12 protein-coding genes are annotated in these 12415 nt (G+C 43.2%); 6 read left to right on the top strand and 6 right to left on the bottom strand.

Annotation, left to right across the window (positions count from 1 at the left end):
- Positions 1-675 precede the first annotated feature (675 nt).
- Positions 676-1605, bottom strand: coding sequence for an SPFH domain-containing protein (locus tag KQI32_RS07745; RefSeq protein WP_177690190.1), 930 nt, complete (start codon positions 1603-1605; stop codon positions 676-678).
- A 69-nt stretch (positions 1606-1674) separates the two neighbouring features.
- Positions 1675-2094 carry an NfeD family protein gene (locus KQI32_RS07740; protein ID WP_216424580.1) on the bottom strand — a complete coding sequence of 140 codons (420 nt, stop codon included), beginning with the start codon at positions 2092-2094 and terminating at the stop codon, positions 1675-1677.
- Positions 2095-2293: 199 nt separating this feature from the next.
- Here KQI32_RS07740 and rph point away from each other — a divergent pair, with 199 nt between their 5' ends.
- The 3 genes from rph (at position 2294) to KQI32_RS07725 (ending at position 5182) form a co-directional block, all read left to right on the top strand.
- Positions 2294-3031, top strand: a complete 738-nt coding sequence (gene rph, locus KQI32_RS07735) for a ribonuclease PH (protein WP_216424579.1) — start codon at positions 2294-2296, stop codon at positions 3029-3031.
- Positions 3028-3606, top strand: a complete 579-nt coding sequence (locus tag KQI32_RS07730; RefSeq protein WP_216424578.1) for an XTP/dITP diphosphatase — start codon at positions 3028-3030, stop codon at positions 3604-3606. The genes rph and KQI32_RS07730 overlap by 4 nt, the downstream gene beginning before the upstream one ends.
- A gap of 94 nt (positions 3607-3700) precedes the next feature.
- A complete protein-coding gene (locus KQI32_RS07725) occupies positions 3701-5182 on the top strand; it encodes an S-layer homology domain-containing protein (RefSeq protein ID WP_216424577.1) in 1482 nt (493 codons plus the stop codon).
- A gap of 154 nt (positions 5183-5336) precedes the next feature.
- On the opposite strand, the gene KQI32_RS07720 is transcribed toward KQI32_RS07725, so the two are convergent.
- From KQI32_RS07720 to KQI32_RS07705, 4 genes are read right to left on the bottom strand one after another with little or no spacing between them, the layout of a single operon-like run.
- On the bottom strand, positions 5337-5849 hold the full coding sequence (locus KQI32_RS07720) for a hypothetical protein (RefSeq protein ID WP_177692067.1): 513 nt from the start codon (positions 5847-5849) through the stop codon (positions 5337-5339).
- 12 nt (positions 5850-5861) lie between these two features.
- Positions 5862-6455, bottom strand: a complete 594-nt coding sequence (locus KQI32_RS07715; protein ID WP_216424576.1) for a DnaJ domain-containing protein — start codon at positions 6453-6455, stop codon at positions 5862-5864.
- Positions 6442-7398 (bottom strand): DUF5685 family protein, encoded by a 957-nt coding sequence (locus KQI32_RS07710; RefSeq protein ID WP_216424575.1) that lies wholly within the window; start codon positions 7396-7398, stop codon positions 6442-6444. The genes KQI32_RS07715 and KQI32_RS07710 overlap by 14 nt, the downstream gene beginning before the upstream one ends.
- 43 nt (positions 7399-7441) lie before the next feature.
- On the bottom strand, positions 7442-8665 hold the full coding sequence (locus KQI32_RS07705) for an AI-2E family transporter (RefSeq protein ID WP_177692070.1): 1224 nt from the start codon (positions 8663-8665) through the stop codon (positions 7442-7444).
- 351 nt (positions 8666-9016) lie between these two features.
- Here KQI32_RS07705 and KQI32_RS07700 point away from each other — a divergent pair, with 351 nt between their 5' ends.
- The 3 genes from KQI32_RS07700 (at position 9017) to KQI32_RS07690 (ending at position 12277) form a co-directional block, all read left to right on the top strand.
- Entirely contained in the window at positions 9017-10381 is a 1365-nt protein-coding gene (locus tag KQI32_RS07700; RefSeq protein WP_177692071.1) for a sodium-dependent transporter, read from the top strand.
- Between the two features lie 115 nt (positions 10382-10496).
- Entirely contained in the window at positions 10497-10769 is a 273-nt protein-coding gene (locus KQI32_RS07695) for an NAD(P)H-dependent oxidoreductase subunit E (RefSeq protein ID WP_177692072.1), read from the top strand.
- Between the two features lie 5 nt (positions 10770-10774).
- Complete coding sequence (locus tag KQI32_RS07690) at positions 10775-12277, top strand: 4Fe-4S dicluster domain-containing protein (protein ID WP_177692073.1); 1503 nt, start codon at positions 10775-10777, stop codon at positions 12275-12277.
- Positions 12278-12415 lie beyond the last annotated feature (138 nt).

Below are 12415 nucleotides of genomic sequence, written 5' to 3'. Positions count from 1 at the left end.
GCCGGATTAAGGCTTGAGTTTTTGCCATGTTTCTGTTATATTGAAAAAGCAGGGAGCAAAAACACTCCCTGCCAACCAATTTTACCCTTGTTTGGACTTTACACAAAGTTAGAAGCAGACCCACTTGGTATAAAGGCGTAATTATTAATGGATAAATGAAATTATTTCTAAATCTTTTATTCGTGTAGAAATAGAAACCGATACGATGAAAGTATCGGTTTCTATTTCTACGATATGCAAATTGTCCATCTGTACCGTTGGGCAGTTGCCTTTGCAATGCCCGATAATTCTACATTTATTTTTTTCAAAATACTTCCTTATCAGGCATCAGCAAAAGGCGCACCGCTTTTTTGCTGCAAAATGTACTCTTTATTCATTTTAAAACGCTCACAAACGAATTAGATTGCTCTTTTGAAGTGGATTTTCTTCTATAACTGCGGGCAAGATGTCCCCCGCCTCTAAGGCGGCGGGTTCCATATCCGCAGTCAGCGGGAGTGCAGTCTCCCGCTGATCGCGGCACTGCTGTGCCGTGCCCTTGTCCTCGTTGAATGACGGGACAAGCCCTTATTGAAATTATATAATGGTGATTGTTGATAAAAAATTCCGCAAGATTATTTCTAATCTTGCGGAAATACTTTTTTATGGAATACAAAGTGTTTTTAGGTTATCCATATTTTAATTTTTTTCCTGGAATACCTCTTTGATCGTGGAAGCCATTCCGACAACTCCCTGTAAATCCGAAGGGATGATAAGCTTGGTGGCGTTTCCCTGCGCCACGTTTTCCATCGCTTCATAGCTTTTCAGTGTTAAAACCTCTGTAGTGGGATGAGATTCGTTTAATTTCTTGAGGCCTTCAGCGGTAGCTTCCTGCACTTTCAGAATGGCTTCCGCTTCCCCTTCCGCATGACGGATTTTTGCCTCTTTTTCACCCTCAGCCTTCAAAATCTGAGCTTCTTTATCCGCTTGGGCACGAAGTATTTTTGCTTCTTTTTCACCCTGTGCTTCCAAAACAGCGGACTGTTTCTTTCCCTCTGCCTGCAGAATCTGTTCTCTCTTTTCACGCTCTGCGCGCATTTGTTTTTCCATCGCGTTTTTGATATCTTCCGGCGGATCAATGTTTTTCAGTTCCACACGGTTAATCTTGATGCCCCAAGGATCGGTGGCTTCGTCCAAAATAGAGCGCATATGAGTGTTGATGGTATCTCTGGAGGTGAGTGTTTCATCCAGCTCCAGATCGCCGATAATATTACGCAGTGTTGTGGCAGTCAGATTTTCGATTGCCTTGGTGGGATTTACAATGCCATAAGTGTACAGCTTTGGATCCGTGATCTGCGCGAAGATAACCGTATCGATAGACATGGTAACATTGTCTTTGGTGATAACCGGCTGGGGTTGAAAGTCATAGACTGTTTCCTTCAAAGTCACCTTTGACGCGATTTTATCGATAAAGGGAACCTTAATGTGCAGACCCACGTCCCACACTGCCTGAAATGCGCCCAAGCGCTCCAGCACATAGGCGCTGGCCTGAGGCACAATCACAATCATACGGGCAGCTATAATTAGGATCAACGCGAGAATCACAAGAAAAATAATAAGCCCTTCCATTTAAAACCATCCTTTCTTTCTCAACAAGATTTTATAAAAAGATTTTTGCATACCGTAAAACAAATCTGTTTATTTTACAATTAGGCTGACGCCCTTTATCTCTTGTACCGTAACTTTCCGCCCTTCCTCAATGATACTGTTATCGGCGCTTTTTGCTGTCCATACGGCGGCATTATATTTTACTTGTCCGCCTCCGCTGACATTATCAATTTTTTTGATAACCAAAACTTGTTTTCCGATCATGGAGTCAGAATTGGTAGGCGCTCTTTTGATCCACTTGGCAAGAACAGGTCTTGTCAGAACAAGAAGCAGAGCGGATAACAAGAGGAAACAGAGGATCTGAATCCAAATATTTTGTGTGAAATAGGATATGACAGCTGTAACCAGTGCGCCGACTGCAAACCAGATGCTTGTCAGGGTAACAGTGACAGCTTCAAAAATGAACAGCACCACAGCTATCAGAATCCATACAATCCAAGCATATTCCATGAAAAAGCCTCCTTTTTGTTTAGTATAACATATAATATACAAAGAAACAATGGGTTTGAAAAATATTGTAATTGAGATTGGGAAAGAGTGCAATCCTGTTTGCATAGCCGAAATTTGAAACATTTTTATATTGGCTTTTCCTTGCAAAAGCGTTTTAATCTTGCTATAATATTTAAATCAGTGATAGAAGGAGAAACATATGAGAGACAGAGCGTTTGATGAACTGCGGGAAACGAAGATTACATTGGATTATACGAAATACGCGGAGGGTTCCGTACTGATAGAGACGGGGGAGACGAAGGTAATCTGCACGGCAAGCTTTGAGGAAAAAGTCCCGTTTCATAAGAAAGGAACCGGCGAGGGCTGGGTAACGGCGGAGTATTCTATGCTGCCCAGGGCTACGCAACAGAGAAATGCCAGGGACATCGCAAAATTAAAAATGAACGGGAGAACTTCTGAAATTCAGAGATTGATAGGCAGGGCACTTCGATCGGTCACCGATCTTGAAAAGATGGGTGAGAATACAATGACAATCGACTGCGATGTGATCCAAGCGGACGGCGGAACCCGGACAGCTTCTATAACCGGTGGATTTGTGGCAATGTATCTGGCCTTTTCCAGACTGGTGGAACAGGGCGTTTTGGAGCAGATGCCGGTTCAGTCTTTTGTCGCGGCTGTCTCAGCAGGTATCGTCGGGGAAGATTGTGTTCTGGATCTGGATTATGAGGAGGACTCCAGCGCGGTTGCAGACTTTAATTTTATTTTAAACGAGGAAGGAAAAATTATTGAGATACAGGGCACCGGGGAGCAGCGGCCCTTTGACGAAGAGGAATTCAACCGTATATTTGCCCTTGCCAAAAAGGGCGTTTGCGAGTTGATAAAAGCACAGAAAAATGCTCTGGAAGCCACAGGAAAAGAAGGAGGGGAACCGATGTGAAATTTGTGGTAGCCACCAACAATGGGGGGAAACTGCAGGAATTCCGAGATATTTTAAAGGAATTTGGACATGAGGCAGTCTCCTTAAAAGAAGTAAATATCGATACGGATTTTGAGGAGACAGGAGAAACATTCAGGGAAAACGCTTATATGAAAGCGGGGACCATTGCCAAGCTATCCGGTCTCCCGACCATTGCGGATGATTCGGGTCTGATGGTGGAAGCTCTTGGCGGAGAGCCGGGGGTTTACTCTGCAAGATACTGCGGCCGGCATGGAGACGACGCGGCGAACAATGAGAAACTTTTGGAAAAGATGAAGGGGAACAAAGAACGCCGTGCAAAGTTTGTCTCCGCAGTCTGTGCAGTGTTTCCGGATGGAAGAGTTCTGCAGGCAGAGGGGGAATGTCCTGGAGAAATTTTGCATGAGCCCAAAGGCAACGGTGGTTTTGGATATGACCCGCTTTTTTATGTTCCCGCTTTGGGGAAAACATTCGCCCAGATGGATAAAACAGAAAAAAATATGGTCAGCCACAGAAAGAAAGCTTTGGATAAATTAAAGATTTTATTATCGAAATGATGAGAAAGGCTTGCACATTTTTTTGATATATGGTAAAATAATCTAAACACAAGATTTTCAGTGTACATAATATTAAGAAAAAAGGTGGTTTGTTATGAAAAAGACAATATTGTCAATCATTATGGTGTTCGCTTTGGTCTTCTCTTTCATGCCTAGTATGGCGGCAGACAGTGTGTCTGTTAATATGGATATGTTTGAAGCTATGTTCACGAACCTGGGCAACAACCTGACTGAATTGTCTGCGGAGGACAGGGTTGACATTTTCACAATCGGAAAGAATTATCTGACAACCGAACTGGGAATTGAGACAGTTAAAAAGGTGCTGAACGGTGAACTGACCGGAGAAATTGCCGATGAAATCAACAAAATGCTTGATGTGATCGGTGGAAAATCAACTTATAAGAACGAATTAATTATGTTTCTGGACTTTATAGATGCATTTGGTGAGAGTGTCCGCACACAGTATATCAATGATTTTCAGGCACGCAAGGCTTATACGCTGTCCTCCTCAGTGCAGATATCTATGAAAAATGTGTATAACCGTTTTGTATCCGCTGATGTACAGGAAATGCTTAGTTCATCCCATGGTGTTACCGGAAACGTTATTCTAAATGTTTTTGATGCGCTGAAGGGTAAGATTTATCTGACGGATAATAAAACGGATAATGAAAAAATTGCGCTGAAGAGCCTTAATTCCTCTTTTGAAAGTAAGCTGGACGAAAAATGGGCAGATATCAAAACCGTAAACGGAAATTCTGTAACAGGTGCGGAGGATATTATCACTGCATTGATCGATTCTTTTAATGATGGTTCGACATCCAAAGAGTTACAGGATATTAAGAACGTGTTTGAAGAGATGGGTATTTACAGTCCTCTGGAAACGCCTACACCGACCCCTAAGCCGACGAAAAAGCCGAGTACGGGGACAGGTTCAGGAACCATATATGTTCCTACTTCTACCCCTACAACAACTCCTGTTGTGACAGTAAACCCGATTCCAGTCCCCCAACCGGCTGCTGAAGACGAGATCGCTCCGGATATGGCAGGACATTGGGCAAAAGATTATGTGAGCGCTGTACAGAAAATGAATCTGTTTATTGGTGATGACCAAGGAAACTTCAATCCAGAAAACGGTCTTACCAGGCAGGAAGCCGCTATCATTATGGTACGTGCTCTGGGATTAGAAAATAAAGAAGTCACCAAAAATATAGAGTTTATTGATATCTTTACAATTGATGACTGGGCGATGAAATATGTTAAGCTATCAGTCGAATACGGTATTTTCAAAGGATATGCAGATCAGACATTTAAGCCTCATGAAATTATTCCGAGGGAACAGTTTGTAGTCATCATTGAGCGTGCATTGCGCGGCACTGACCAAGGGGACAAGACAACCGCGTTTGCGGATGGAAGTGCAATCAGCGACTGGGCAAAAGCAGCTGTTAAGAACGCTGTTGACGCAAAGATTATAAACGGATACGAAGACAACACCTTCCGGCCGGATAACCATATTACCCGTGCGGAAGCTGCTAAGATTCTGTATTCTGCTATGTACGCGTATGGCAAAGTAAACTAATAAGTGAATAACATAAAAATGAAAAGCGCCGTGCATATTTTATGCACGGCGCTTTTTGTTGTTGGATATTAGATTATTTGACAAGAGCACACCTCTACCGTTGTTTCATGTTTTTGATAAGATGTCCTGCGAAACAGATTTTGAAGATGCGATATCAGCTGTTTTTTCTAAGTTTTCCTTTTAACCGATTGCGGTAATAAGAGAGAAAAACACTCAGAGCATAGTCATACACTGCAAGCAGAGCAATTCCTCCGATACCATACAGCCATACAGGAAGTTCTGTGACGATAGGAATGAAAAGTACAAACTGAAACAGCAGCAAAAGCACAATTACCATAACCGAAAAGAATAATACTTTGATGAGCCACTCCAGCCATAGTCTGTTGAGCCGTTCAATCAGACATTTGATAACCGGATAATATCCCAGAAGAAGGACAAATTCCCAAAGAGTGATTGTCTTGTCGGGGACAAGCAAAAAGCCCAGAACAGAGATAGTGATATAGGATAAAAGGCCATACCCCATCCCGCATTCCATCACGCTGAATGCCACAAATGCAGACGCCGCACAGAGCAAGGCAACCGTTCCGAAGGGCCAGATACCTGTTAGAAAAAGAAAGACAGTGCCCAGAGCAGAAAACATTGCAGTGAGAGCGATTTTTCGCGCCACCTTCATTCCTCCTTAACAGCAGCTGATCAGATCGCCGCCCATGCTTTCACAGCAACAATCCGCACAAACCAGCTTGGTACAACAATCACATTCGGTATTTCTTCCGTATCCGTTCATGTTGCCTACATTGCGGTAGGTATTCACTCTTTGATTCAACTGTGCAAGGGCATTGCGATATTCAAAGTTTTGGGGGTCCATGCGCACTGCTGTATTCAGATAGTTTACCGCACGATCAAACCATCCGCGCTGGATGGCGATAACTCCTTTTAAATAGTTCCATTCAGCAGTTTGTTCCCGCATACTGTCCAAAATTTGTTCTGCCTCTGTAATCCGGCCGGATTGAATCAGCTGGCGGATATTTGCAAAGCTGGGATTTCCGCTGTAAGAGCTGCTTTGTCTGGAACCAGACCCAGCGGTTCCGCCTTTCTGATTCATCAGCATACGATATGCCTCATTGATCTCTTTTAATTTTTCTTCCGCCAGATCCGATAAAGGATTGTTGGCATATTGATCCGGATGGTATTTCTTCACCAGTTCCTTATAAGCTTTTTTGATGGTCTCCTCATCCGCTCCCTGGGGAACGCCTAAAATTTCATATGGATTCATTGAATTCTCCTTTTGGCAGGCTCTCCTGCCCGTGTTTTTCTATCACTCTGTCCAACACACCCCGCAGCCCTAAGTAGACCACATTTTCTACAATAGGGCGGTAACGCCGGAATGGAATCAATTCAAAACTTTTTGCGGCGGCGTCCAATGTCAGAGTCAAGGTAAAGCAATATTTTTCTTTGATTCTCTGATAGAATGCATCGACGGACTCCCCTTTTTTCCTCTCTTTGAGCAAGATTGGATTATAATTTTGATGTTTATCATCCTCTGGGATATCCTGAAGAGCATCGATGATATAGATAAAACGACCCAGTTGGTAACCGAATATCCCCAAGGCCTTTTTCTCGGATTCCGTCAAATTCAGATAAGAGGGAGTAAAAAGGCATTCCAGAATTTTCGCAAAACAGTCGGCTGTCCTGTCAATGTCATCACAGTGCTGTTTTTCCAAGTGGCTTAATTCTTTTAACTGTTTTTCTATCAGATTGTATTCATGCTCATAATATTTTTTGCATTTTTTCAGCTGTCCTTTATAGAAAAGTATGGCAAAGATGCTTTTTGGGCTTTTTAAATCATTGTAATCATCGATCAGCTTAAAATAGGTTACCATAATGCTCATATACGCTGCATAGGACAGTGCCTGCTCATCATGGGAAACGGGACGTTTGGAGAGGGGATGTATCACGCAGTGCTCCTGTCTGATTTCTGTTTTTTCTTTCGACATAGCCCCCATGGTAAGTGCCAGAAATGCAAAGTCATAGTTTAGTCCCATACGAACGGGGTGGGAAAAATGTTTTCCCAGAGCTTTGCAAAGGCCGCAGTAATACCCGCGGTATATATTATATTCACGGACCTTCAGTTCGTCTTTAAAGACGGATACATACCCAAACAAGGTTGACCTCCATTCTTTTTCCATGTTGTAGAGCAGGACAATATCCCTTTCCATCCAAGCTTTCTTTCATAACTTCTGTGAAAAAACATAGCGTTTTCTAATCTTCTGTCTCAGCTTTTCTTTCCGTGATTGCCTCGTAGGTGTTTCCGCTGTAAGAAACCGTATTGACAGGGAGGGATTTCTCCGCCAAATTTTTTTCAATTTTATATTTGATACCTGCATACACAATTGCGAACAGCGGCACGCCAACCAGCATTCCGATAAAGCCGAACAGGCCGCCGCTTATGATGATAGCGAAAATAACCCAAAAGGAGGAGAGACCTGTGGAATTCCCCAAAATTTTGGGTCCCAGGATATTACCGTCAAACTGCTGCAGTGCAAGGATAAAAACGCCGAACCAGAGTGCCTGGATGGGACTGACAAACAAAATAATAATGATACTTGGAATAGCTCCAATAAATGGCCCAAAATAGGGAATAATATTGGTAATTCCGACAATCACGCTTATGAGCAACGGATAGGGAAAGCGGAAAATGCGCATCCCGATGAAGCAGATAACTCCAATAATCAGCGAATCAATAATTTTACCGATGATAAAGCCGGTAAAGGTATCGTTGGTATAATGCCCAAAATGGATAATCTGCTTTGCCCGTTCACTTCCAAAGCAGGAAAAGAGTATCTTGTTTATCTGGGCAAAGAATTTTTCTTTGCTCCCCAGCATGTAAATGGAGATGATTACGCCAAGAATAATATCCAGTACAGAACCGGCAACTTTTGTAGTCAGTCCATACAGCAAAGGAATGGTTTTATTTAAAACTTCATAGGCTCTATTCAGCAGATCACCTGTGGAGGTAATCAGGTTGTCGAGCCTGGAACCAGCGCCTTCCACAGGGAAATTCCAGTGGGACAGCAATGCGTCTACTTGATTGGTCAGGTTGTTGACGATATCAGGAATCCCCATAATCAGGCTGCGCAGGCTGATCAGAAGTTGGGGAAGAAGTATCAGTATAAAAATATAGATCAAAAGCAATGCTAATAAATAAGTAATTCCAATAGCCAATCCCCGTTTTAATTTCGGACGCTGCTTTTTTCGTTCCAACAGGAATGCGAGAAGCTTCTCCGTTTTTTTCAGAGCCGGGTTCAACAAATATGCGAACGCAAATGCATAGAGAAAGGGAACCAGCAGGGAAGCGATTTTTGCCGTAAAACCGGTGAAATTATGAATGTTTTTCAGGAACATGTAAAATAAAATAGAAAAGCAAACAGCTCCTGTTGCATACAATGTAATTTTAAAATATTTTTTATCGAGTTTAAATTTCATGAATTCCCCTTTTAAAATCCAATCCCACTTTTTGCTGTCATTTGCGGCAGAACAGGCACCTTGCTTCTAGGATGGAGAAAAGAATCACCTTCGCCTGCAGAGCGTAGCGTTCTTTGCTTTCGTGATATTTCTTAAGGTTATCTATAACGGAACAATGAAGGCGGCGGGATGTCGCCGTAATATTGCGTTTCAATGTTCTTTCGGAATATAGAAATCTATGATTTCGTGATATTTCTTAAGGTTATTATATCCTACTTTGACACAAAAGTCATCAGTTAATAAAATTATTTATCCTATTTTGATAGAAAATTAACACTTTATTCATCATTTTTATGAGAAAAGGGGGACATCATGGGAAAAAGAAAAATGTTTTCCGGTCACTTGGGATTTATTTTAGCTACGGCAGGTTCTGCAGTTGGATTGGGGAATTTATGGCGTTTTCCCACGCTAGCCACCAAATATGGGGGAGGCAGTTTTGTTCTGCTGTATATCATTTTTGTCGCTACCATTGGTTTTTCTCTGGTACTGACCGAAGCGGCGATTGGGAGAAAGTTTCACTGCAATGTAGTGGATGCTTACCGGAAGATAAACAGAAAGTTCACCTTTCTAGGATATATTGCGGTTCTGGTTGCTTTTTTAATCCTGTCCTATTACTGCGTGATTGGAGGATGGATTTTAAAATTTATCACGGTGTATTTTTCCGGTAATGAACTCCTTGCCGCCGGAGACGGTTTTTTTGACGGATTTATCTCAAAAGCCACATGGCCGGTCTTATTTCAGGCTTTATTTGTGCTGTTTAACATGTTTGTGGTGATGCTTGGCGTACAGAATGGAGTGGAGCGGCTCAATAAAGTTTTGATGCCTGCACTGATTATTCTTTCGATTATAGTAAGCATCTTTGCCCTAAGTATGGACGGCGCCCTGGAGGGATTAAAATACTATCTTGTTCCCGATTTCTCAAAACTGTCTTTTCGTGCGGTGCTGGCAGCTTTGGGGCAGATGTTCTTCTCACTTTCCCTAGGTATGGGTGTGACCATCACATATGGTTCGTACGTCCGAAAGGATATCGATCTGGAAAAGGCGACAAAGAAAATTGAGTTGTTTGACACAGGAATTGCACTTTTGGCAGGCTTTATGGTTATACCAGCTATCTTTGCTGTATTTTCCTCCAGTTCGGAGTCTTTGGAAAATGCACTTCAGGCGGGCTCTACTCTGGTATTTATCACGCTGCCTAAAGTTTTTATAAAGATGCCTTTTTCGGGATGGATCGGCGGCACATTCTTTCTTCTCATTTTCTTTGCCGCCCTTACGTCCTCCATTGCACTGATGGAGACTGTAATTTCGACCTGGAAGGAGAAATTACATCTAAAGCGAAAGAGCTGCACCATTTTGGTTGGTCTGATTGCATTCCTGGCTGGTATCCCCGCCTCGCTGGGATACGGAATTTGGGACTCAGTTTCCATTTTTGGGATGAATATTCTTGATTTTACCGATTTTTGCACCAATCAGCTGTTGATGCCTCTGGGTGCAGTGATGACCTGTATTCTTGTCAGCTATATCTGGGGAACGTGGCATTTGACGGACGAGATCAAAAAATCCTCAGCCTTTCACCGGGAAAAATGGTATCTGATATTGATAAAATATATCACGCCTGTGGCTGTTGTGATAACATTGATTTCATCCATTTTAAATACGTTTGGAATGATACAGCTATAGATTGTTAACCTTTTATCAACTTGGTATTGATTTTCTGCCTGAAAAATAGTATAATTTAGCTAACTGTAAAAGAATAAATTGGATGAGAAATCCAGGGAAAGGCGGAGTGGCTAAGGTGAAAAAAATCAAAGTTGAAGTTTGTTCCGGGACTCAGTGCGTTATGATGGGGGCAATGGACATTGTCGCATCCATTCAGAGCCTGTCATCATTAAAGCAGCAGCTGCGACTGGATCGAAAGATAGATATTGTAACCAGCAAATGTTTTGGACTTTGTAAGGAGGGCAAGTGTGGTCCCTTCGTGCGTGTGGATGGAGAGTTGATTGAGAATGCAGACAGTGAAAGCGTCATGTCGCATATCATATCCATTGTGAACAAAAAAGGAGAATGATGCTAATGAGAGGTATTTATACGCCGGTTACAAAGATCCGCCGTCAGGTTTTTACGGAGATTGCGAAGCTGGCTTATTCGGATAAATCGGATCACGATTTTGACGAGATTCCATATACCATTATTCCGGGGGAAATTCCACAGTACCGCGAAAGCGTTTTCATGGAGAGGGCGATCGTAGGGGAGCGTCTGCGGCTTGCTATGGGAATGCCAATCCGAAGGGTTGATGAGCACTCTGTTATTTCAAAAGGTTTGCACAAGTATCGCTGTGATGAGATCAAGCTGGAAGATCCTTTGGTGAATGTGATCAGCTTTGCCTGTGCTGCCTGTCCTCCCAATTCTTATATGGTGACGGATAACTGCAGGAATTGTCTTGCTCATCCGTGTACATCGGTCTGTCCGGTGAAGGCGGTTTCGATTGTCCACGGAAGATCTCACATCGATCAGGACAAATGTGTCCGGTGCGGCAGATGTGCGGAGGTCTGCCCCTACAATGCGATTACGAACTACAAGCGGCCCTGTGCCGCGGCCTGTGGTGTAGACGCGATTGAGAGTGACCATTTGGGCAGGGCAAAAATCAATCATGATGTCTGCGTGGCTTGCGGCATGTGCATCGTAAGCTGTCCTTTTGCGGCAATTGCGGACAAGTCAGAGTTATATCAGATTATTACAGCGATTAAAAACAATAAAAAAGTATGTGCGGCAATCGCCCCCTCTTTTATCTCTCAGTTTGGACCATTGGCTACGCCGGAAAAGGTTTTTGAGGCAATCAAGGCTTTGGGTTTCCATGAGGTGTATGAGGTTGCTATTGGCGCGGATGCCGGAGCAGTGGAGGAAGCGCATCACTATGTAAATCACGTGGCAAATGGAAAACAGCCCTTTCTCGGAACCTCCTGCTGTCCGTCCTGGGCGGCGATGGCAAAGAAGAATTTTCCGGAGTATGCAGCGTGCATATCAGAATCCTCGACCCCTATGGTCGCTACGGGCAAGCTGATCAAAAAAGAAAACGAGGATGCCATTGTGGTGTTTATCGGTCCCTGTATTTCCAAGAAGCTGGAAGCTTCCCGCGAGGAAGTTCGGCCCTACATTGATTTTGTTATCACTTTTGAAGAACTTATGGGTATGATGGTTGCAAAGGGAATTGAATTTGACGATTACGATGATGATCAGAAGGTAAATCAAGCCTCAAAAGCAGGACGCGGCTATGCGGTCGCGGGTGGCGTCTGCGAAGCGATTGCGGGTTGTGTAAAGGAATTTTATCCCGAAGTGGAGATGAAAATTGACCGCGCGGAGGGACTTTCCAACTGCAAAAAGATGATGATGATTGCGAAAGCCGGTAAGCGGAACGGCTATCTGCTGGAAGGGATGGCGTGCCCCGGCGGATGCGTAGGCGGACCTGGAACATTAACACCTCCGGCCAAGGCAACGGTTGCGGTAAAAAAATTCAGCACATCTTCCGAAATGCAGTCACCCACTCAAAACGATCTGATTAAAGGATTGGAAGAATAGAATGGAAAAGCAGGTGCATTGGGCGCCTGCTTTTTGATCGTTAAAATAGATGCTGCACTCTGCTCTATGCATTTTTATGACGGCTTTTGCCTTGCAAAAGCGTTTTTATCTTGTTATAATAAAAACATATCTATTATA

It is taken from the genome of Acetivibrio sp. MSJd-27 (genome assembly GCF_018918095.1).
In the GTDB taxonomy this organism is placed as follows: domain Bacteria; phylum Bacillota; class Clostridia; order UMGS1840; family HGM11507; genus HGM11507.
The sequence above is the reverse complement of the archived record's forward strand: the minus strand, read 5'-3'. Positions and strand labels throughout refer to the sequence as shown.